Below are 20,067 nucleotides of genomic sequence, written 5' to 3' on the forward strand. Positions count from 1 at the left end.
ACGTCTTACTTCTGCGGTCATCAGCGCGGGAGCTTCAACATGATCGCGAATCTCAAGAGCATTCTGGCCGGAACGACCGAAGAAGGTGGCGAGCGGCCGTCATCCGCTGTCGGCTATGCGCTCGGGCTCGCCAGCGCCGCGCAGGCCCACCTGACCGTGCAGGCGGCCTCGCTCAAGATGGCCATTCCGTTCTCGGCGGTGGGACAACTCGCCAGCGACATCGTCACCAGCGAGAACCGGCGTTTGCATGAACTGGCGGAAGCCGTCGCCCGGGACGCGGGCAGGGACGCCGAGCAGCTCGGCGTTTCGTGCTCGCTGGAGACCCCCCACCTGCCGTTCCCGGATCTGGTGGAAGCCTTCCTCCATCAGGCGCGGGTTCACGACGTGGCGGTGCTCGACGCGTTCGACGGCGTCGTGGACCTCGACAGGGTGCTCGCGGAACGTGTGTTGTTCGAGAGCGGCCGGCCCGTCATCGCCGTGCCGGTCGGCTATTCCGGCTTCCGCTGCCGCCGCATCATCGTTGCCTGGGATGGCAGCGGCGTCGCGGCCCGGGCCGTGGCGGATGCCCTGCCGCTGCTGCGGGCGGCGGATCAGGTCGAAATCGTTTCGGTGGTGGGTGAGAAGGATATCGCCCGGGCCGTTCCCGGGGCCGAGCTGGCGCCGCATCTCATTCGCCATGGCGTGACGGCGGAGGTGAAGAGCCTGCGGGTCGGCGGCTCCGGGGATGTGGCCGAGGTGCTGCGCGATCAGGCGAGCCTGTTCCATGCCGATCTCATTGTGATGGGCGCCTATCGCCACTCCCGGCTTCAGGAAATCCTGCTCGGCGGGGTCACCCGCTCGCTGCTCGGCGCCAGTCCCGTCCCGCTTTTCCTCAGCCATTGAGCGCGGCCGGTCGGCAACCCACCAAGGCGCCGCGGCACCCGCACGCCACGACGCCGGATTTCAGGAGCCGGCCATGATCACCAGCACTCCAAGCGCAGTCGGGAATCCCGGAACGGCGCGCCGCCCTCGCGCCGCCCGGTTCCCCCGGGCCATGCGACGGCTCGCCCTGATGGCTCTGCCGCTGGTGGCGTTGGCGGGCGGCTTGGCACTGCAACATGTGCAGCGTCCGGCCGATGCCGCGCTGCTGTGGTCGGTGGGAATCGTCCCGGCGCTCGTCGCCCTTCTCGCGCAGATGGTGGTGACACTCGGCCGGGGACAGGTCGGCCTCGACATCATTGCCGGGCTCTCCATGTCGGCCGCCCTCGCCTTTGGCGAACCTCTGGCCGGCAATGTCGTCGCGGTGATGTATCTGGGCGGACAGTGGCTCGAATCCTTTGCCGAGGGGCGGGCGGGGCGGGAAATGGCCGCTCTGCTCGGCCGGGTCGCCAGCACGGCCCTGCGCCATGCCGGCGGACGTCTCGTGGAGGTGCCGATCTCGGCGTTGCAGCCGGGTGATCGCATCCTGGTCCGCACCGGCGAAGTCGTGCCGGCCGATGGGCGGGTCGCCACGGGGACGGCCCTGCTGGACGCCTCCGCTCTGACGGGCGAATCGGTCCCGGTGCCGCGCACCGTCGGCGAGGCCGTGCTGAGCGGCACCACCTCGATCGGTGCTCCTTTCGATCTCGATGTGGAGCGCGCCGCCGCGGAAAGCACCTATGCCGGTATCGTGCGGCTGGTTGAGGCGGCGCAGGCCAGCCGCGCCCCCATGGCCCGCCTTGCCGACCGGTACGCCCTGGTCATGCTGGTCGCCACGGTGGTGATCAGCGGCACCGCCTGGTTTCTGGCGGGCGATCCGACGCGGGCACTTGCGGTGCTGGTGGTTGCGACGCCTTGCCCGCTCATCCTCGCCGTGCCTGTGGCCATGATGTCGGGTCTGTCGCGGACCGCGCGGCTTGGCGTACTGGTGAAGTCGGGCGGGGCGCTGGAGAGGCTGGCGCAGGTCCGGGTGGCGGTGCTGGACAAGACCGGCACGCTGACGCATGGCGTCCCCGGCATACGCCGGCTCGACGTGGCGCCGGGATGGTCGGCCGGCGAGGTGCTGCACCTCGCCGCCAGCCTCGATCAGGCGTCGCGCCATTCGGTGGCGGACACGCTGCTGCGCGCGGCCGAGGCGCGGCATCTCGGCCTTGCCCTGCCTTCCGCCGTCGTGGAAACGCCGGGCATGGGCATTCGCGGCGTGGTGGACGGGCGGGACGTCGCGGTCGGGGGACTGGCTTTCGTGCGGAGCCTGGTACGCGCGGACGGCTGGTTCGAGAGCGACGTACCGGAGACGCAGGGCCTGATCGCGGTGGCGGTCGATGGCGCCCTGGCGGCGCTGGTCTTCATCGAGGATGAACTGCGTCCGGATGCGGCCGCGGTGGTCGCGGCGTTCCGCGCCGTGGGCGTGCGGCGGATCGTGCTCGCATCGGGCGACCGTGCGGAAGTTGCACAGGCGGTGGGAGCCGAGCTCGGTCTGGATGAGGTTCTGGCAGAGCTGCGCCCGGAGGCGAAGGTCGCGGTGGTGCGCGAGCAGCGGTCACTCGGACCGGTGATGATGGTCGGCGACGGGGTCAACGACGCACCCGCGCTGGTGGCGGCCGATGTCGGCGTCGCCATGGGAGCCCGCGGCGCCGCAGCTTCCTCCGAAGCGGCAGATGTCGTGGTGCTGGTGGACGAGCTGTCGCGGCTGCCGCGGGCGATGGCGGCGGCGCGGCGGGCACGCCTCATCGCGCTGCAGAGCGTCGTGGTCGGGCTTGGCCTGTCCTTCGCCGCCATGCTGGTGGCGGCCGCGGGTTATCTCCCCCCGGTGCAGGGCGCCGTGCTGCAGGAAGTGATCGACGTCGCCGTCATCCTCAACGCGCTGCGGGCGCTCGGTGGCGGTGAGACGGGGCTCATTCCCCGTCCAGCAGCTTCCGCAACCGCGTCGTGAGCTCACGGGCCGTGTAGGGCTTGCGCAGCCAGGCGCCGGTTGCCGCCAGCTCACGCCCGGCAACGCTCGGTTCGGCATAGCCGGAGGTGAAGAGGATCTTCATGTCCGGGCGGGTGAGCCGAACCTCCTGTGCCAGTTCGTCGCCGGTCATCCCGCCGGGCATGACGATGTCGGTGAAGATCAGGTCGATGCCGGGGTGCAGCGCCAGCAGACCGAGCGCCTGCTGGGCGTTTTCCGCCTCGATCACGGAATAGCCGGCATCCTGCAGCCGGGCCACGGCGACCCGGCGTACCCGCGCATCATCCTCGACCACGAGAATGTTCTCGCTGCCTCCCGGAAGCTCGCCGGCGCCGGCGGCGCCCGTACCTGCCGCGCCACCGCGGGCGGCGCGGCTCGGGCCGGCGGGCAGGAACAGCCGCACGCAGGTTCCCTGCCCGATCTCGCTGTAGAGCTGGATATGGCCGCCGGATTGCTTGACGAAGCCATAGACCATGCTGAGGCCCAGCCCGGTTCCCGAACCCACCGACTTGGTGGTGAAGAACGGCTCGAAGGCCCGCTGCTTGACCTCCGGCGCCATGCCGCTGCCGGTGTCCGAGACCGAGATCAGCACATAGTCTCCGGTGCGCACCTCGGGATACATGCGGGCGTAGTCGACGTCGATGCGGGCTCGGGAAATGTCGATGGTCAGTCGCCCGCCGCGAGGCATCGCGTCGCGTGCGTTGAGGGCGAGATTGAGCAGAGCGTTCTGCAGCTGGCTTGCATCCACCATTGCGAGATTCGAGGAGCCCGTGATGGTGGTGCGCAGTTCGACCGTCTCACCCAGCGTGCGGCGCAACAGGTCGGAGAAATTCGACAGAAGCTGGCCGACATCGGCGAGTTGCGGATTCAGCGGCTGACGCCGGCCGAACGCCAGCAACTGGCCGGTGAGCTTGGCGCCGTCCTCGGCTGCGTCCTGCGCCTCACGGAGCAGGGAGCGCTGGCGCTCGTCGGTCAGCCGGCTCTCAAGCATCTCCAGATTGCCGCTGATGACCGTCAGGAGGTTGTTGAAGTCGTGGGCGAGGCCGCCGGTGAGCTGGCCGACCGCTTCCATTTTCTGCGCCTGCCGCAGTTCTTCTTCCATCTTCTGGCGACTGGTGAGATCGCGGATGAAGCCGGTGAAGATTCGCGAGCCGTTGGCGACGGCTTCGCCGATGGCAAGCTCCATCGGAAAGGTCAGCCCATCCTTGCGCAATCCGGTGACGACCCGGCCATAACCGATGATCCGTCGCTCGCCGGTCCGCAGGTAGCGCGCGAGATAGTCGTCATGGGCGTCGCGATCGGGGTTCGGCATCAGCATGCTGACGTTTCGCCCGATGGCTTCCTCCCGGCTGAACCCGAAGAGCTGCTCGGCTGCGGTGCTGAAGGAGGTGATGGTGCCGGCTTCGTCGATCACGACCACCGCTTCCGGCACGGTGTTGAGGATCGAGCGCAGATGCGCCTCGCGCGCCATCAGGTCCGCCTGGGTGGCACGAAGGTCGCCGACGTCGACATTGGTCTCGACGATGATCCAGCGGCCGGGTTCTGAGGTGTGGACCGCGACCCAGCGGCTCGCGACGAAGATGGGGTTGCCGTCGCGGTCCCGCTGTTCCAGCTGCCCGCGCCAGCTTTGATGCTCGCGCAGATGCGCCCGGATATCCTCAAGCGGCTCGGGAAAAAGGGTGCCGAGCAGCTCATGGGCAACCTGGCCAACCGCTTCGCCCCGGCTCCAGCCGTAAAGCTCTTCGCAGCCCGTGGTCCAGCGGGAGATCACACCATCGAAGCCATGGACGATGATGTTGGCGCCGTCCAGCATGCGGACCATCTCGTCGAGGCTTCGCTCGCTGGTGGCCATGGATTCCATGCGGACGCGATCTCCCGGTATCAGCCTGTCATTGCGGCCACACGGCGCGCCGCACCGGCGCCGCCTCATGCAGCACGCCCGCCTTTTCCTCGCATTCGCCCGCGAGCGTCGCAAGAAGGCGCAGCTTGCGAACGAAGATGGCATGGCGGCCATTGGGCTCGATCACGCCACGCTGGGTCAGGCGCGTCATGATTCGGGACACCGTCTCAATGGTGAGCCCGAGATAATCGGCCATGTCGAGACGGGTCATCGGAATCTCGACCACCGGCATGGTCTCGCGCGCCGCGCCGAGCCGGCGGGCGATCACCAGAAGGAAGCTGGCGACCCGTTCTTCAGCGGTCTTCCGGGCGAGGAGGACCATCTGGTCCTGCGCTGCGGCCATCTCGTCGCACAGGCGGGCGAAAAGCTGGGGACGCAGTTCCGGGGAGTTCTGGATCTCGTGCTGGAACCGGGCCCGGGCGAAGCGCCGCAGCTTGACCGGCGTCACCGCCTCGGCGGTGTAAAGGTAATGACGCTCCAGCGACACGCCGAGCAGGTCGCCGGGATAGACGAAGCCAGTGATGACGCGGCGGCCGTCATTCATCATGCGGAAGATACGCAGCACGCCCTCTGTTACCTCGAAGACGTGGCTGGCGGCGTCGCCTTCCCAGAAGACCGCGGTGCCGGCCTCGAACTTTTCCACCGGCTGTTTGGCGAAGAGCGACTGCAGGCTGACCCCGCCGGCTGGGTGCGCGGGGTGCTCGTGTGCCGGACCCTGGGGCGTAAGGGCGTGAGGCGGGAAGGCCTCCGTGACGTCGTGGCGAGTGAGGGCGCTTTCGATGTACATGGCTGGCTCCCGGACCGCGTTGATGTCGGGAGTTGACGTGCCGCACGTGACGCGCGAACGCCGTCCGTGTTACCTTCGGTGATGAATTGTAGCAGATTGTCACCGCTACGATCTTGTAGGGTTTGCGACCTCCAGAATGGCTGAGCCACAGTCGGAAAACGGCCGGATCCTGGTCCTCGACGACGACGCACGGATCCGGCAGATGCTGTCGCGCTATTTCGAGGACGAAGGCTACCATGTGACGTCGGTCGGCGATGGCAATGGACTGCGTGTCAGCCTGCAAGCGGCCACCTTCGACATCGTTCTGCTCGACCTGATGCTGCCGGGCGGCGAGGATGGTCTTTCGCTGGCGCGCGAAATCAGGGCGTCTTCCGATATCCCGATCATCATGCTGACCGGCCGCGACGACGTGGTGGACAAGATCGTGGGGCTGGAGGTCGGGGCGGACGACTACATCGCCAAGCCGTTTCACCTGCGCGAGGTGCTGGCCCGGGTGAAGACCGTGCTGCGCCGCCGCCGTCCCCAGAACCCCTCGCCACCGCCCGCCGCTTCGGAAGAGGTGCTGCGATTCGAGGGGTGGACGCTGGACCCCGGCCGACGCCAGCTCACCATGGCCGACGGCACCGCGGTCGACCTCACCACGGGCGAGTTCGACATGCTGCTGGTGCTCGCGCGCCAGCCTGGCCGGGTCTTCACCCGCGAGATGCTGATGGAACTCACCCGAGCCCGTAACTGGGAGGCTTTCGATCGGACGATCGATTCCCAGATCGCGCGGCTGCGTCGGAAGATCGAGCCGGATGCCCGCCGTCCCAGCCTCATCAAGTCGGTGCGGGGGGTGGGGTATGTCTTCACCGGCAAGCGTTCAGAGTGACGTCGCCTCGGGCCCCTGTCCCCGCCCGCCTGTCGGAAAGGCCACCATCACGCCATGGTCCCACCGCCCGACATCGCAGTCGCCGCGCGCGCGGCCACATGTCGTCCCGTTCCGTCCATATCCGTGCCGGGCAGTCGCCGTTCAGCCGGGAGAGATGGCCGAGATGGGCGAGAAGGGCGCCGGCCACCCCCTCATCGTCCGCCGCGCTCGTCGCCAGGAACACCGGCACGTCGACGATCCGGCCATGCAGCGGGTGGTCCTTCATCTCGGTGAGGCACAGGCCCTGCACGTAGCCGCGCGGGTTGATGGCGACGCTGAGGGCCCGGGACGAGGCGGCGGCTCCCCCCATGGTGCGGCAGAAGGCCCGCCAGGCCTTCAGCTCGAGTGTGGGGGCGACAAGCCGGATCAGTGTGAAGGCCTGGTCGACGCGGTCGGCTGTGAGCGGTTCGACCCGATAGGTGTTCATCGTGTTCAGGCCCCTGCAACGCGCGTCGCCGGCCATGCGTAGCCGCGGCAGGGTTCCTCCTGCGCAGAAGTGGGCTCGGACACGAAGGGCGCTGACGATCGACCCATTACTGCCGCAACGGGGTCCGCCCGCGTTGACGTGAATCAACGGCCGTCGGCTCCGATGGCGGGGATCATGCTGCGACGCGATGGCATGGCTTCCATGCGGTCGATGCATGCGTCATTGCGTGTGGCTGCCATGGTGCTTACACTTTGGGCAAGATGTATCAACCTGTTGTCGACCACCTCACGTCATCGTGCCGTGGTGCCGGAGCTTCCTCGGGAGGAACCCGCCATGGTGGATGATCCGCGCGTGCCGGGGCCACCAGCCGCCGACCGCTTCCCTCGCGACGACCGCGCGGCCGAAGCCGTGCGCCTCGGCGGCTGGCATGGACGCCGCACCCGTGGCGGCCGCCCCGGCGGCGGCGAGCGGGCGAGTTCGGCCGAGCCGTGCTACGCCGCCCTCGACCTCGGCACCAATAATTGCCGCCTCCTGATCGCACGCCCCACCGGCACCGGCTTTCGCGTCGTGGACGCGTTCTCGCGGATCGTCCGGCTCGGCGAGGGACTGATCGGCTCCGGCCGGCTGGGCGAGGCCGCGATGAGCCGGGCCATCGACGCGCTCGGCGTGTGTGCGGCCAAGATAGGTTCGCGCCGCATCGCCCATGCACGTCTCATCGCCACCGAGGCCTGCCGGGCTGCCAGCAACGGCGAGCATTTCATCCGTCGGGTCGAGCGCGAGACCGGGCTGAAGCTCGAGATCGTCGAGCGCGAGACCGAGGCGCGCCTCGCCGCGGTCGGCTGCACCCCGCTGGTCGACCCCCGCTCGGACGGCGCGGTGCTGTTCGACATCGGCGGCGGCTCGACCGAGGTGGTTTGGCTCGACCGGGTCGACACGAATGACGACGGTCCTCCTGCGGCCATCATCCGCGCCTGGGTTTCCGTGCCGCTCGGCGTGGTCTCCATGGCCGAGCGGCATGGCGGCGTTCAGGTGACGCAGGCCGACTTCGAGGCCATGGTCAACGAATTCCGCCCCCATTTGAATGGCTTCGTCGCCGCGGTGGGTCCGCATGATTGCGGCCGGCTGCACCTCCTCGGCACATCCGGCACGGTGACGACGGTGGCGGGCGTCCATCTTGACCTGCCGCGCTACGACCGCGCGCAGGTGGATGGCACGTGGCTGGGCGCCGGGCAGGTGGCGGCGGTGGTCGACCGGCTGCTGGCCATGCCCTTTGCCGAGCGGGTCGCCAACCCGTGTATCGGCGCCGAGCGGGCCGACCTGGTGCTCGCGGGGTGCGCCATACTGGAGGCGGTGCGGCGTGCCTTCCCGTGCGATCGCCTGCGCGTGGCCGACCGCGGTCTGCGCGAGGGCATCCTCGTCGAGCTCATGCGGCGGGACGGCGTCTGGAACCGTTCGCTCGAGGTCCATCCATGACCGATCGCGTGAAGACTCCCGGCCGCTCTCCCGGTGGCGGGGATGCACGCCCCGAGGCACGGCCCCTCAAGGTACGGCTCAAGAAGGCGCGTTCTCTGAGCTCCTCGTCGCAGAAGTGGCTGCAGCGCCAGCTCAACGATCCCTATGTCGCCCGTGCCAAGCGCGAGGGCTGGCGTTCGCGCGCCGCCTTCAAGCTGCTTGAGATCGACGACCGGCTGAAGCTGCTGAAGCCGGGGGCCCGGGTGGTCGATCTCGGCGCCGCGCCGGGCGGATGGAGCCAGATCGCGGCGCAGCGGGTGAAGTCGGAGCAGGGGCAGGGGCGCGTCGTCGCCATCGACCTGCTGGAGATGGAGCCGATCGCGGGAGTCGATTTCGCCCAGCTCGACTTCCTGCAGGAGAGCGCGCCGGCCCAGCTCATCAGCATGCTCGGCGGCCCTGCCGACATGGTGATGTCGGACATGGCGGCGAACACCACCGGCCACAGGCCGACCGATCACCTGCGGATCGTCGGTCTGGTCGAACTGGCCATCGATTTTGCACGTCAGGTGCTGGCGCCGGGTGGTTCGTTCATCGCCAAGGTGTTCCAGGGCGGCACCGAAGGCGCGCTGCTCGCCGATCTGAAGCGCGATTTCGCCACGGTGCGCCACATCAAGCCACAGGCGAGCCGAGCCGATTCAGCCGAGCTCTATGTGGTGGCGACCGGGTTTCGCGGGCATCGCCCGGGAAACCCCGATGTGGCGGAGGCTGCCGACGCGGCGGACTGACCGCGTCGATCACGACGTCACGCGGTCGTGCCAATCTCGCCTTCGCCCGTAGGGGCGGGGGCCGCCTTGGTCCGGGCAGGAGCGCGCCCGGCGAGTTCCGCCCCGGCGTCTGCCGGCAGCCGGATGTAGAACAGCACCGAGATAATTGCGATCGTTCCCACCACGCAGAACGCCACCGAGAAGTCGCCGAGCAGGATGTGGGTGTCGTGCCGGGCGGCGCGCATCACTTCGAGGACCAGTGCCGCCACCGCGACGCCGGTGGAGATCGACACCTGCTGCGCCACGCTGGCGAAGCTGGTGGCGCGGCTGATCGACTCCGGCGGCACGTCGGCATAGGTCAGCGCATTGACGCTGGTGAACTGCAGCGAGCGGAAGAACCCGCCGAACAGCAGGCAGCCGATCAGCAGCGCAGGCGACATGCCGGGGACGAACAGCGCCGAAATGGCGATGAAGGCGCTGGAGATGAAGGCGTTCACGATCAGGACGCGGCGAAAGCCGAAGGTGCGGATGATCGGTGCGGCGGTGAACTTCATCGTCATCGCCCCCGCAGCCGAGGCGAAGGTGATCATGCCCGAGGCGAAGGGGGTGAGTCCGAAGCTCAACTGGAGCATGAGCGGGAGAAGGAACGGCATGGCACCGATGCCGATCCGAAAAAGCGAGGCTCCGAGGACGCCGGCGCGGAAGGTGGGAATCCGCAGGAGGCCGAGATCGAGGATGGGGCGCTCCACCGTCCGCGCGTGCCGGACATAGAAGAACATTGACACCGCTCCGACTGCTCCAACCCCAAGGGCGATCTGCGGCGCGACGGCCTCCTGCCCGAGCAGCGCCGCGCCGAAGACGAGGCCGGCGAGGCCGAGCCCCGAGAGCAGCATGCCCTTCAGGTCGAACGGTGCGACGTCGTCCTCGCGGATGTCCTCGATGAAGCGGGTGGCGAGCAGAACGCCGAGCAGCCCGATGGGAATGTTGAGGAAGAAGATCAGGCGCCAGTCGAAATAGGTGGTGATGAAGCCGCCGATCGGTGGGCCGAGCACCGGCCCCATGAGCGCGGGTATGGTGAGCCAGGCGAGGGCGGAGACCAGCTCGTTCTTCGGCACGGTGCGCAGGATGACCAGCCGTCCCACGGGCACCATCATGGCCCCACCCATGCCCTGAAGGATGCGATAGGCCACGAAATCCGGCAGCGAATGGGCCATGCCGCACATCAGCGACCCCGCGGTGAACACCACGATCGCCGCTCGGAACACGGTGCGGGCGCCGAACCGGTCGGCAACCCAGCCGCTCGCGGGAATGAATACGGCGAGGCTGAGCAGATACGCCGTAAGCGCCAGTTTCAGCGCGATGGGGTCTTCCTGGAGATCGGCGGCGATGGCTGGGAGCGAGGTCGCGATAACCGTCGAATCGAGCTGTTCCATGAACAGGGCGCAGGCGACGATGAGGGGGACGAGACGTTCGGTGCGCACGATGTCGTTCCGGCTTTGCGCCCGGTCGGGGCAGGCGACGAGCTAGATAGCGCCCTGCGCTCGCCGCGGCGAGGGCGGCCCGTGCACAAGCCCGTCATCGCGCCGTGATGGTGATGCGATTAGGCAAGCGCATGGCGTCCGCTCCACCTCGCTGTGCGCAGTGCGGCCATGCGCGGGCTGGTGGTGCAGGAGCTAGGAAAGCGGGAGAGGGCATGTTAAGAGCCCTCGCCAACTCGAAGCGAGCCTGTGCGGTCCTGCCGGTGCTCGCTTCGCGCATTTCATCCAATCGGGGCACGCCGGCCATGCGCCGTGCCGCCCGTTACAGGGAGTTGGCGATGTCGGTTTATGACAGGCTCGCGCGGGAAGCGCTCACCTTCGACGACGTGCTTCTGAAGCCGGGCCTTTCCGATGTCATGCCGGGCCAGGTCGACGTGCGCTCCCGCGTCACCCGCTCCATCGCGCTCAACCTTCCCATCATCTCCTCGGCGATGGACACCGTCACCGAAGCTCGCCTCGCCATCGCGATGGCGCAGGCGGGTGGCCTCGGCGTCATCCACCGCAACCTCGATCCCGAGGTGCAGGCCGAGCATGTCCGGCAGGTGAAGAAGTTCGAAAGCGGCATGATCGTGAACCCCGTCACGATTCATCCCGACCAGCCGCTGGCCGACGCCCTCGCCCTGATGAAGCTGCATGGCATCTCCGGCATCCCGGTGGTTGAGCGCAGTCCCAACGGTCGGGCAGGGCGCCTTGTCGGCATCCTCACCAACCGCGACGTGCGCTTTGCCACCAACCCGGCCCAGCCGGTCGCCGAGCTGATGACGAAGGACCGGCTGGTCACCGTCCAGGACGGCGTTGCCCAGGCGGAGGCCAAGAAGCTGCTTCACCAGTACCGTATCGAGAAGCTGCTGGTGGTGGATGACGAGTATCGCTGCGTCGGCCTCATCACGGTGAAGGACATCGAGAAGGCGGTGGCCAACCCGGAGGCCGCGAAGGACGAGCAGGGGCGCCTGCGCGTCGCCGCGGCGACCACGGTGGGCGACGACGGCTTCTACCGGGCCGAACTGCTGGTCGATGCCGGCGTGGATCTCGTCGTCGTCGACACCGCGCACGGCCACTCGCGCAAGGTGCTGGATCAGGTCAGCCGCATAAAGACCCTGTCCAACAAGGTGCAGATCCTTGCGGGTAATGTCGCGACGGGGGAGGGCGCACGCGCGCTCATCGACGCCGGCGCCGACGCGGTCAAGGTCGGTATCGGGCCGGGCTCCATCTGCACCACGCGTATCGTCGCCGGCGTCGGCGTGCCCCAGCTCACCGCCATTCTCGACGCGGTGGAAGTGGCGCAGAAGCTCGACACGCCGGTCATCGCCGATGGCGGTATCAAGTTCTCGGGCGATCTCGCCAAGGCGCTCGCCGCGGGCGCGGAGTGCGCCATGATCGGCTCGCTCCTGGCCGGCACGGATGAAAGCCCCGGCGAGGTCTACCTCTATCAGGGCCGGTCCTATAAGTCGTATCGGGGCATGGGCTCGGTCGGGGCCATGGCGCGCGGTTCGGCGGACCGCTATTTCCAGGCCGAAGTGAAGGACACGCTGAAGCTGGTGCCGGAAGGCATCGAGGGGCAGGTGCCTTACAAGGGGCCGGTCTCGGGCGTGCTGCATCAGCTCGCCGGCGGCCTGCGGGCGGCCATGGGCTATGTCGGCGGGGCGACGCTGGAGGATTTCCGCGAAAAGGCCCAGTTCGTCCGCATCTCCGGCGCCTCGCTGCGGGAAAGCCACGTCCATGACGTGACCATCACCCGCGAGAGCCCGAACTATCCCTCCCGCGTCTGACGGGCGTCACGTTCGCACCACGATGACGACCAGCGCCGTCGGTCGCCCCTTCGCGGGCTGACCGGCGGCGTTTCGTCATTGGGCCCAGACATTACGGGCGCGCGGCGCCGGCCTGCCGCGCGGCTTCCGCCATCTGCTCGAATTCGCGACGGATCTTTTCCAGATCGCCATCGTCAAGCTCTTCGAGATCGAGCAGGATTTCCCGCGGCCCGTCCAGCTTCGAGATCAATTCGTCCAGCTTGATCTGCAGCGCGGCAGTGTCGCGGTTCTGGCTGTTCTGGATCACGAACACCATCAGGAAGGTGACGATGGTGGTGGAGGTGTTGATCACCAGTTGCCAGGTGTCGTTGAAGCCGAAGACCGGCCCGCTCACCGCCCAGAGGACGATGATCCCAAGGGCGATGGCGAACGTCGCGGGCTTTCCGGCGTAGCTGGAGACGGCCTGGGAAAACCGGGTGAACAGGGATCGCTTCGGCTTCCGGTCGGCGTGGCTCGCCTGATGGCGGGATGGTCCGGCCTGCTCGTGGGATGGCGATGTGGGGGATGCCATGATGGGCCTCTGTGGTCTGGTACCTCACAACGGTGCATCATCTACGCGGGTTCCCGGCGACCTCCCGAACCTGCCGCCGCCGGCGGCGTTGCTGTAGGCTGGCGTTTAAGCCTGCCTCACCCGGAGTTGCCATGACCGTCGCCGCCGTGCTGCTGCCCGTCTTCGTCCAGGTGGGGCTGACGTTCTTCATTCTGTTCCGGCTGGGGCCGCTGCGATTTGGCGCGGTGCGGCGCGGGGAGATCAATGGCGATCCCACGCTCGACGAGCGGGCATGGCCGGATAAGGTCCGGCAGGCCTCGAACGCCTTCCGCAACCAGTTCGAGGTGCCGGTGCTGTACTTCGTGCTGGTGGTCCTGGCGCTGCTGACCCGCAAGGCGGACCTGATCTTCGTCGTCCTGTCCTGGGTGTTCGTGCTTAGCCGGCTGGCGCACGCCTTCGTCCACCTCACCTCAAACAATGTGCGCTACCGCTTTCCTGCCTATCTGGTCGGGGTGGTTGTTCTTCTCCTGATGTGGGTGCTATTTGCGCTCTCGATCCTGTTCGCCCCGGTCCTGCCCTGACGCGCCTTCCCGGCTGCCGTCCATTCCCGAAACGTGCTGCCCATGACCCCCGCCGCGCGGCTCGCCGCCGCCATTGAAGTGATCCAGTCGGTCGAGACCGTCCGCCGCCCGGTGGCCGACGTGCTGAAGGAATGGGGGCGTAGCCACCGCTTTGCCGGCTCGGGCGACCGGGCCGCGCTAAGCTCACTGGTCTATGATGCGCTCCGCCGCCGCGCCTCCGCTGCCTGGCTGATGGGGGAGGAGACACCGCGCGCGGTGCTGCTCGGCATGCTCAGGCTGGGGCGTGGCCTTGATGTCGAGACGATCGCTACGCTGTTCGATGGCACCCGCTATGGTCCTGCCGCGCTCTCGGACGACGAGCGAGCCCGGCTTGCTGAAGGCTCGCTGGACGGCGCGCCGGCCTTCGTCGCCGGAGATTACCCCGAGTGGCTCGACGCTCCGCTCGCGGCGGTGTTCGGAGAGGAGCGGGCCCGGGAGGGCGCCGCGCTGGCCGAACGCGCCCCGCTCGACCTGCGCGTGAACACGCTGAAGGCCACGCCGGCGGAAGCGGCCGCGGCGCTGGCGCACCTCGAGCCCGTCGCCGCCGCCTGGTCGCCGCTCGCTCTGCGCATCCAGCTTCCGGCCGACGGAAAGGCGCCCCCCGTGACGGCGGAGCCGGCCTATCTCAAAGGCGAGGTCGAGATACAGGACGAGGGTTCCCAGATCGCCGCGATTCTCGCAGCGCCACCCCCCGGCGGGCAGGTGCTGGATCTGTGCGCCGGCGGTGGCGGCAAGACGCTGGAATGCGCGGCGCTGATGGACAATGCGGGGCAGATCTATGCCTATGACGCGGATATCCGCCGGCTGGCACCGATCCATGAAAGGCTGGCGCGCGCCGGAGTCCGCAATGTGCAGGTGCGTACACCGCGCGGGCGGGCGGACGTGCTTGCCGATCTTGCCGGGCGGATGGACCTCGTCCTCGTTGACGCTCCCTGCACCGGCACCGGCACCTGGCGGCGTAACCCGGACGCGAAATGGCGCATCCGGCCCGGTGCCCTCGCCGAGCGGGTGCGCGACCAGGCCGCCATCCTCGATGCCGCGGCCACCTATGTTAAGCCGGGCGGGCGGCTCGCCTACATCACCTGTTCCTTGCTCGATGAGGAAAACGGCGCGCAGATCCGCGGCTTCCTCACGCGCCATGCGGGTTTCACGCTGGTGCCGCCGGCCGATCTGCCGCTGGCATTGGGGCCTACCGGCCTCGCACTGCGAACGGCGGCGCTGCTGCGGCCGGAAGGCGTGATGTTGACGCCGCGGCGTACGGGTACCGACGGATTCTTTGTCGGGGTGCTGGCGCGCGGCTGAGGCGCCGTCCGGGGCACGAGTGGTCATCAGCATACGCCACGTAGGGTGGAACAGACAGGATTGGAGGGCAGCGAAAGCTCGGCCGCTGCTGCCTCCGGCGGCACCGTCTTCGAATCGTGGACCTTCCGGTCTATGCTGGCGCGAGACCTTGGGGATTGCCGTGTTCGTCCTGTTCCGCCTGCTGTTCGTGCTGGCCGTGGTCGTGGTGGGCTACTGGCTGTATTACATCTTCGTCGCCGTGGACCCCTACGATCCGATCGGCGTTGCGATCAATGAGCGTATGCCGCAACCGATGCGTGAGCTGAGCTGCGTCACGCTGCATCGGCGCCATCCCGGCGTTCTCGAGCCGCCGTCGGGTTGCGCGCACCTTTGGGTCGACAAGCTCTGAAGGTGCTGGGTGTTCGAGCTGGCCCGTGTGGGTCGCGGTATGCATGGGTGCCATGCCTCGCGTCATCACGGCGTGTGCGAGGCTGGACGGATTTCTCGACACTCATTAAAAGCTCGCCATGACAAGCACCGCCACTCCGATCCACGACGCCATTCTCATTATCGACTTCGGCTCGCAGGTGACGCAGCTCATCGCCCGCCGGGTACGGGAGACTGGGGTCTACTGCGAAATCCATCCGTTCCAGAATGCCGCAGCCGCCTTCGAGCGGCTGAAGCCGAAGGGCGTCATCTTTTCGGGCGGGCCGGCCTCGGTGCTGGATACCGGCAGTCCCCGGGCGCCGCAGGCGGTGTTCGAGGCGGGCGTGCCGATCCTCGCCATCTGCTATGGCCAGCAGACCTGCGCCCTCCAGCTTGGTGGTACGGTGGAAGGCGGCCATGCCGCTGAATTCGGCCGCGCCGATGTCGAGATCCTCAAGCCGAGCACCCTGTTCGACGGGGTTTGGAGTGTCGGTGGCCGCTATCCCGTGTGGATGAGCCATGGCGACCGCGTCACCGCGCTGCCGGAGGGCTTCACCGTCGTCGGCACCTCGGAGAATGCGCCGTTCGCCATTGCCGTGAATGAGGAGCGGCGCATCTACACGACCATGTTCCACCCCGAGGTGGTGCACACCCCGGATGGCGGCAGGCTGCTGGCCAATTTCGTGCACAGGATCGTGGGTCTCAAGTCCGACTGGACCATGGCGGCGTTCCGTGAGGAGGAGATCCGGCGCATCCGCGCGCAGGTCGGTTCCGAGCGGGTCATCTGCGGCCTGTCCGGCGGCGTCGATTCAGCGGTGGCGGCGGTACTGATCCATGAGGCCATCGGCGATCAGCTCACCTGCGTGTTCGTCGACCACGGGCTGCTCCGCCTCGGCGAGGCCGAGAAGGTCGTGACCCTGTTCCGCGACAGCTACAACATTCCGCTGGTGCATGTGGACGCCGAGGAGATGTTCCTGACGGCGCTTCAGGGCGTGACCGACCCCGAGGTGAAGCGCAAGACCATCGGCAAGCTGTTCATCGACGTGTTCGAGGCCGAGGCAAGGAAGATCGGCGGTGCCGCCTTCCTCGCCCAGGGCACGCTATATCCCGACGTCATCGAGAGCGTCAGTTTCTCGGGCGGGCCCTCCGTCACCATCAAGAGTCACCACAATGTCGGCGGGCTGCCCGAGCGGATGAACATGAAGCTGGTCGAGCCGTTGCGCGAGCTGTTCAAGGACGAGGTCCGCGTGCTCGGCCGCGAGCTTGGCCTGCCGGAAGCCTTTGTCGGCCGCCATCCCTTCCCGGGCCCCGGTCTCGCCATACGCTGCCCGGGCGAGATTACCCGCGAAAAGCTCGACATCCTGCGCCTCGCCGACGAGATCTATCTTGAGGAAATCCGTCGCCACGGCCTCTATGACCAGATCTGGCAGGCCTTCGCTGTGATCCTGCCGGTAAAGACCGTCGGGGTGATGGGCGACTACCGGACCTATGATTATGTGGTCGGCCTGCGCGCGGTGACCTCGGTGGACGGAATGACGGCGGATTTCTATCCCTTCGACATGGCCTTCCTCGGCCGGGTCGCCACCCGCATCGTCAACGAGGTCAAAGGCGTAAACCGCGTCGTCTACGACGTCACAAGCAAGCCGCCGGGTACTATCGAGTGGGAATGATTCAGGCCCATCCGAAGCTATCCGGCAGCGCGCTAGGTCGCGACCTAACTCGTTGAAATAAAATAAATATTGCGATGCTGCCTATCGACAACGGTCGGTGGGTGCGATCGCGCGTACCGTCACTGCTGACGATACGCCGAGACATTGCGCCCCGCTATTTTTGTGAATACCGTCAGAGAACGAATGCGTCTGACGGTATTGAATTTCGGGTAAGGCATTGATCCAAGGACCGAAATTGTCCCGACGGCGCTCGAAAAGCGCTTGACGGTCTTTTTCGGCAGGAGGTTTCTCGATGTTGACCGATGCAGCTCTTAAGAGCCTGAGATCAAAAGACAAATTTTATAAGGTGACCGATCGTGACGGCATGTACGTGCTCGTCGCACCGAGTGGAAATATCTCCTTCAGGCTGGACTACCGTCTGAATGGGCGCAGGGAAACCATCACCTTCGGCAGGTACGGGCGCGACGGCATCTCACTGGCAAAGGCCAGAGAGATGTGTATCGATGCAAAACGAGCCGTTCGTGAGGGGCGTTCACCGGCGATCGAAAAGCAGCGAGAAAAGCGCCGGATCAAAGAAGCGAAGAGCTTCGGCGTGTTCGGTGAGAAGTGGCTGACTACCGGGCAAATGGCCGACAGCACGCGGGCCATGCGTCGCTCGGTCTTTGAGCGCGAGCTGCTTCCTGCTTGGCGCAATCGTCTATTGACCGAAATCACGCCTGACGATCTTCGCGTCCATTGCGCCAAGATCGTGGAGCGGGGCGCTCCTGCCACTGCCATCCACGTTCGGGATATCCTCAAGCAGATTTACCGCTTTGCGGTATTGCATGGCGAGAAAGTCGCCAACCCGGCCGACGAGGTAGGGCCCGCGTCGATCGCCCATTTCGTCCCGCGGGACCGTTCGCTCTCACCATCCGAAATTCGTATCGCCCTCAAGCAGCTTGAGAATGTCGCGACGTTACCGACCATTCGGTTGGGCTTCCGCCTCTACCTTCTTACGATGGTTCGCAAAAGCGAGCTTCAGGATGCGACATGGGATGAAGTGGATTTCGAGAACGCCGTCTGGACGATTCCGAAGGAGCGGATGAAACGCGCGAAGGCCCACAATGTCTACCTGTGCCGGCAGACGCTCGATATCATGATCGCGCTCAAGACATGTTCCGGCAACTCACGATATCTGCTTCCCTCCAGGTACGATGCAGACGCCCCCATGTCTCGGGCAACCTTCAACCGGGTTACCTACGCCGTCGTTGAGGAAGCGAAGAAGGCCGGGCTGCCGCTCGAGCCTTTCACGGTCCACGATCTACGACGTACGGGATCGACGCTGCTGAACGAACTGGGTTTCAACGGCGACTGGATCGAGAAGTGTCTCGCACATGAAGATGGACGCTCGTCTCGGGGCGTCTACAACAAGGCCGAGTACGAGATGCAGCGCCGGCATATGATGCAGGAGTGGGCCGACGTCGTGGACGCGTGGGTGCAGGGGCGGAAACACGTGCCGATGCTCGTGCCGCCAGCTATGCCTCTTCCGGCGCTTGATCCCGCACTTTGATGGGACGGGACTTGCGTTTTGTCACGTCAGGGTGCTTAGCGCGACGGATTGGCTTCGTGCGTCGCGCCAGCAGCCAAGCCTGCACCTCCGCAAGATCCCAGACGATGCAGCGCGCCGAAAGTGCGAAACGCCGCGGAAACTCCCCGCGCTGCTCCATCTCGTAGATCGTGCTGTCTGCTAGCGGCACCATCTCTCGCAGCTGGTGTCGTCTGATGGTTCTTTGAATTTCCGTCTTTTCCGCCCGCATGCCGGTAACCCTCCTTCGTTTCGCGGGGGATTGAAAGCGACAGATGCCAGATGCTGGAAGACGCCACGGCCACTCATTCGTGATTTTCGCGCTATGGCGTGCACATAGGAGGGGTGACGCGAAAAAGCTAAGGTCGAATTGCGTCAATGCGGTCCCGCAGCAAGAAAAATACCTTGATTAGTTAGTCGGATTTGGTTGGCTTGCAGAAGCGGACCCCGACGCCGCCACCATTCTCCGTAATGAACTCTATGCCTGCGGTTTCCAAAGCGCGGCGCAGGGCGTCAATGGTTACAGCGTTTGCGACAATCGGACCGGACAACGGCTCTATTCGCTTGATGGTTGCGAGAGAAACTTTTGATGCCTGAGCCAACGTCTTCTGATCCCATTTGAGTAGGGCCCGCGCAGCTCGTACTTGGTCACTTGTAAGCATTATCAATTAGGCCGCTGGCATCATATGATGCTAAAGGAATTGACACTTGGTCGTCTTAGGTTAGCCTCTGACAAGCTGCCTTCGATAGAAAGGCACTCTAGACGGCTGTGCAGGGTGGTAGGACACCCCACACAGCCTGACCACACCCAAGCTGATTGGAGCTCGGATCATGGCTGATTCTGAGATTAGCACGAGTCTGGCCCGGCCATCCCGTCGGGACATTCTCGCCATCGCGGTTACGACCACTGGCGCCGCCGGCTTCCACGGATCGGCGGCGGCCAACCCGCCTGCCGTCGCTTACCCTGATGCGGCCCTCACGGCCTTGAAAGCGTGGCGCGTCGCCCATAGGCGCACGCTCGCCCTTTGCCGGAAACAGCAACGATTGGAATCCGAACTGGCGCGGACGATTGGTTTTCCGCAGGCGGTTGTCGCCACAGCCGAGCTGTCGTCGCCGGTGCGGATTGGCTCTCTCCAGCAGTTCGATGAACTGGCAACCGACGTGCCATCCCTTTGCATGCGGCGCGACGAAGTCGCCGCCGCACTGCGCGCGCATCAACGGCGCTGGGATGACGCGGATCGCGCCATCGGCTACTCCGCTACCCGACAGGAAGAGGCGGCGGCATCCGCCGATGAAGAGCGACTGATCGCGAGGCTCTTTGCGGCAGACGCCACCTCGCTGCGTGGCCTCTCCGCAAAGCTCGACGTGCTGATCGCCGTCGGCGCCGAGGGGGCGGAGGGACGGCATTTCCCGTGGCCTGAACTGCGGCGCATCCGCAGAGATGTTGCGCGCTTGATTCAGTTGCAGCGTAAGCGTCGTCCCGGCGGCACCTTCATAGGTTGGGCGTGAAAGCGCAGTCTGA

At 66.5% G+C, this 20,067-nt stretch carries 18 protein-coding genes; 12 read left to right on the top strand and 6 right to left on the bottom strand.

What is annotated here, in order from left to right:
* The first annotated feature begins 39 nt into the window (after nt 1-39).
* Both KHC27_RS20670 and KHC27_RS20675 read left to right on the top strand, forming a co-directional pair.
* Nucleotides 40-882 (top strand): universal stress protein, encoded by an 843-nt coding sequence (locus KHC27_RS20670; protein WP_213341807.1) that lies wholly within the window; start codon nt 40-42, stop codon nt 880-882.
* A 151-nt stretch (nt 883-1,033) separates the two neighbouring features.
* On the top strand, nt 1,034-2,890 hold the full coding sequence (locus tag KHC27_RS20675; protein ID WP_213341809.1) for a heavy metal translocating P-type ATPase: 1,857 nt from the start codon (nt 1,034-1,036) through the stop codon (nt 2,888-2,890).
* Here KHC27_RS20675 and KHC27_RS20680 read toward each other — a convergent pair.
* Both KHC27_RS20680 and KHC27_RS20685 read right to left on the bottom strand, forming a co-directional pair.
* Nucleotides 2,853-4,769, bottom strand: coding sequence for a hybrid sensor histidine kinase/response regulator (locus KHC27_RS20680; RefSeq protein ID WP_246520162.1), 1,917 nt, complete (start codon nt 4,767-4,769; stop codon nt 2,853-2,855). The genes KHC27_RS20675 and KHC27_RS20680 overlap by 38 nt on opposite strands.
* Nucleotides 4,770-4,797: 28 nt before the next feature.
* The gene (locus tag KHC27_RS20685; protein WP_213341811.1) at nt 4,798-5,595 is read right to left on the bottom strand and encodes a Crp/Fnr family transcriptional regulator; all 798 of its coding nucleotides are present in this window, start codon (nt 5,593-5,595) and stop codon (nt 4,798-4,800) included.
* Nucleotides 5,596-5,731: 136 nt separating this feature from the next.
* Between KHC27_RS20685 and KHC27_RS20690 the strand changes: the two genes are divergently transcribed.
* A complete protein-coding gene (locus tag KHC27_RS20690) occupies nt 5,732-6,466 on the top strand; it encodes a response regulator (protein WP_213341813.1) in 735 nt (244 codons plus the stop codon).
* Here the strand turns inward: KHC27_RS20690 and KHC27_RS20695 are convergent.
* Nucleotides 6,444-6,932 carry a hypothetical protein gene (locus tag KHC27_RS20695; protein WP_213341816.1) on the bottom strand — a complete coding sequence of 163 codons (489 nt, stop codon included), beginning with the start codon at nt 6,930-6,932 and terminating at the stop codon, nt 6,444-6,446. The genes KHC27_RS20690 and KHC27_RS20695 overlap by 23 nt on opposite strands.
* 333 nt (nt 6,933-7,265) lie before the next feature.
* Between KHC27_RS20695 and KHC27_RS20700 the strand changes: the two genes are divergently transcribed.
* Entirely contained in the window at nt 7,266-8,405 is a 1,140-nt protein-coding gene (locus KHC27_RS20700) for a Ppx/GppA phosphatase family protein (RefSeq protein ID WP_213341818.1), read from the top strand.
* Nucleotides 8,402-9,169, top strand: a complete 768-nt coding sequence (locus tag KHC27_RS20705; protein WP_213341820.1) for an RlmE family RNA methyltransferase — start codon at nt 8,402-8,404, stop codon at nt 9,167-9,169. Before KHC27_RS20700 ends, KHC27_RS20705 begins: the two co-directional genes overlap by 4 nt.
* Nucleotides 9,170-9,186: 17 nt before the next feature.
* On the opposite strand, the gene KHC27_RS20710 is transcribed toward KHC27_RS20705, so the two are convergent.
* The gene (locus tag KHC27_RS20710) at nt 9,187-10,629 is read right to left on the bottom strand and encodes an MFS transporter (RefSeq protein WP_213341822.1); all 1,443 of its coding nucleotides are present in this window, start codon (nt 10,627-10,629) and stop codon (nt 9,187-9,189) included.
* A gap of 335 nt (nt 10,630-10,964) precedes the next feature.
* Here KHC27_RS20710 and guaB point away from each other — a divergent pair, with 335 nt between their 5' ends.
* Nucleotides 10,965-12,455 (top strand): IMP dehydrogenase, encoded by a 1,491-nt coding sequence (guaB, locus tag KHC27_RS20715; protein ID WP_213341824.1) that lies wholly within the window; start codon nt 10,965-10,967, stop codon nt 12,453-12,455.
* 91 nt (nt 12,456-12,546) lie between these two features.
* On the opposite strand, the gene KHC27_RS20720 is transcribed toward guaB, so the two are convergent.
* Nucleotides 12,547-13,005, bottom strand: coding sequence for a low affinity iron permease family protein (locus KHC27_RS20720; protein ID WP_213341826.1), 459 nt, complete (start codon nt 13,003-13,005; stop codon nt 12,547-12,549).
* A gap of 131 nt (nt 13,006-13,136) precedes the next feature.
* On the opposite strand from KHC27_RS20720, the gene KHC27_RS20725 reads away from it, so the two are divergent.
* The 5 genes from KHC27_RS20725 to KHC27_RS20745 all read left to right on the top strand — a co-directional run bounded on the left by KHC27_RS20725 (nt 13,137) and on the right by KHC27_RS20745 (nt 18,530).
* On the top strand, nt 13,137-13,565 hold the full coding sequence (locus KHC27_RS20725) for an MAPEG family protein (RefSeq protein ID WP_213341828.1): 429 nt from the start codon (nt 13,137-13,139) through the stop codon (nt 13,563-13,565).
* Between the two features lie 42 nt (nt 13,566-13,607).
* A complete protein-coding gene (locus KHC27_RS20730; RefSeq protein ID WP_213341830.1) occupies nt 13,608-14,906 on the top strand; it encodes an RsmB/NOP family class I SAM-dependent RNA methyltransferase in 1,299 nt (432 codons plus the stop codon).
* A gap of 160 nt (nt 14,907-15,066) precedes the next feature.
* Nucleotides 15,067-15,294 (top strand): hypothetical protein, encoded by a 228-nt coding sequence (locus KHC27_RS20735; RefSeq protein ID WP_213341831.1) that lies wholly within the window; start codon nt 15,067-15,069, stop codon nt 15,292-15,294.
* Between the two features lie 118 nt (nt 15,295-15,412).
* Nucleotides 15,413-16,981 carry a glutamine-hydrolyzing GMP synthase gene (gene guaA, locus KHC27_RS20740; protein WP_213341833.1) on the top strand — a complete coding sequence of 523 codons (1,569 nt, stop codon included), beginning with the start codon at nt 15,413-15,415 and terminating at the stop codon, nt 16,979-16,981.
* 292 nt (nt 16,982-17,273) lie between these two features.
* Nucleotides 17,274-18,530 (top strand): tyrosine-type recombinase/integrase, encoded by a 1,257-nt coding sequence (locus tag KHC27_RS20745; protein ID WP_213341835.1) that lies wholly within the window; start codon nt 17,274-17,276, stop codon nt 18,528-18,530.
* Here the strand turns inward: KHC27_RS20745 and KHC27_RS20750 are convergent.
* A complete protein-coding gene (locus KHC27_RS20750; protein ID WP_213341837.1) occupies nt 18,496-18,777 on the bottom strand; it encodes a helix-turn-helix transcriptional regulator in 282 nt (93 codons plus the stop codon). The genes KHC27_RS20745 and KHC27_RS20750 overlap by 35 nt on opposite strands.
* A 599-nt stretch (nt 18,778-19,376) precedes the next feature.
* Between KHC27_RS20750 and KHC27_RS20755 the strand changes: the two genes are divergently transcribed.
* Nucleotides 19,377-20,054, top strand: coding sequence for a hypothetical protein (locus KHC27_RS20755; RefSeq protein WP_213341838.1), 678 nt, complete (start codon nt 19,377-19,379; stop codon nt 20,052-20,054).
* The last annotated feature ends 13 nt before the right edge of the window (nt 20,055-20,067 follow it).

Origin of the sequence: Ancylobacter lacus, assembly GCF_018390635.1 — a bacterium.
In the GTDB taxonomy this organism is placed as follows: domain Bacteria; phylum Pseudomonadota; class Alphaproteobacteria; order Rhizobiales; family Xanthobacteraceae; genus Ancylobacter; species Ancylobacter lacus.

What these genes read in the sequence shown, in the direction of transcription:
- KHC27_RS20680 (WP_246520162.1), bottom strand. Translation starts at nt 4,769, where the DNA reads ATGGAATCCATGGCCACCAGCGAGCGAAGCCTCGACGAGATGGTCCGC.
- KHC27_RS20690 (WP_213341813.1), top strand. Translation starts at nt 5,732, where the DNA reads ATGGCTGAGCCACAGTCGGAAAACGGCCGGATCCTGGTCCTCGACGAC.
- KHC27_RS20675 (WP_213341809.1), top strand. Translation starts at nt 1,034, where the DNA reads ATGCGACGGCTCGCCCTGATGGCTCTGCCGCTGGTGGCGTTGGCGGGC.
- KHC27_RS20685 (WP_213341811.1), bottom strand. Translation starts at nt 5,595, where the DNA reads ATGTACATCGAAAGCGCCCTCACTCGCCACGACGTCACGGAGGCCTTC.
- KHC27_RS20670 (WP_213341807.1), top strand. Translation starts at nt 40, where the DNA reads ATGATCGCGAATCTCAAGAGCATTCTGGCCGGAACGACCGAAGAAGGT.
- KHC27_RS20695 (WP_213341816.1), bottom strand. Translation starts at nt 6,932, where the DNA reads ATGAACACCTATCGGGTCGAACCGCTCACAGCCGACCGCGTCGACCAG.
- KHC27_RS20720 (WP_213341826.1), bottom strand. Translation starts at nt 13,005, where the DNA reads ATGGCATCCCCCACATCGCCATCCCACGAGCAGGCCGGACCATCCCGC.
- KHC27_RS20700 (WP_213341818.1), top strand. Translation starts at nt 7,266, where the DNA reads ATGGTGGATGATCCGCGCGTGCCGGGGCCACCAGCCGCCGACCGCTTC.
- KHC27_RS20755 (WP_213341838.1), top strand. Translation starts at nt 19,377, where the DNA reads ATGGCTGATTCTGAGATTAGCACGAGTCTGGCCCGGCCATCCCGTCGG.
- KHC27_RS20730 (WP_213341830.1), top strand. Translation starts at nt 13,608, where the DNA reads ATGACCCCCGCCGCGCGGCTCGCCGCCGCCATTGAAGTGATCCAGTCG.
- guaB (WP_213341824.1), top strand. Translation starts at nt 10,965, where the DNA reads ATGTCGGTTTATGACAGGCTCGCGCGGGAAGCGCTCACCTTCGACGAC.
- KHC27_RS20745 (WP_213341835.1), top strand. Translation starts at nt 17,274, where the DNA reads ATGTTGACCGATGCAGCTCTTAAGAGCCTGAGATCAAAAGACAAATTT.
- KHC27_RS20725 (WP_213341828.1), top strand. Translation starts at nt 13,137, where the DNA reads ATGACCGTCGCCGCCGTGCTGCTGCCCGTCTTCGTCCAGGTGGGGCTG.
- KHC27_RS20705 (WP_213341820.1), top strand. Translation starts at nt 8,402, where the DNA reads ATGACCGATCGCGTGAAGACTCCCGGCCGCTCTCCCGGTGGCGGGGAT.
- KHC27_RS20750 (WP_213341837.1), bottom strand. Translation starts at nt 18,777, where the DNA reads ATGCGGGCGGAAAAGACGGAAATTCAAAGAACCATCAGACGACACCAG.
- guaA (WP_213341833.1), top strand. Translation starts at nt 15,413, where the DNA reads ATGACAAGCACCGCCACTCCGATCCACGACGCCATTCTCATTATCGAC.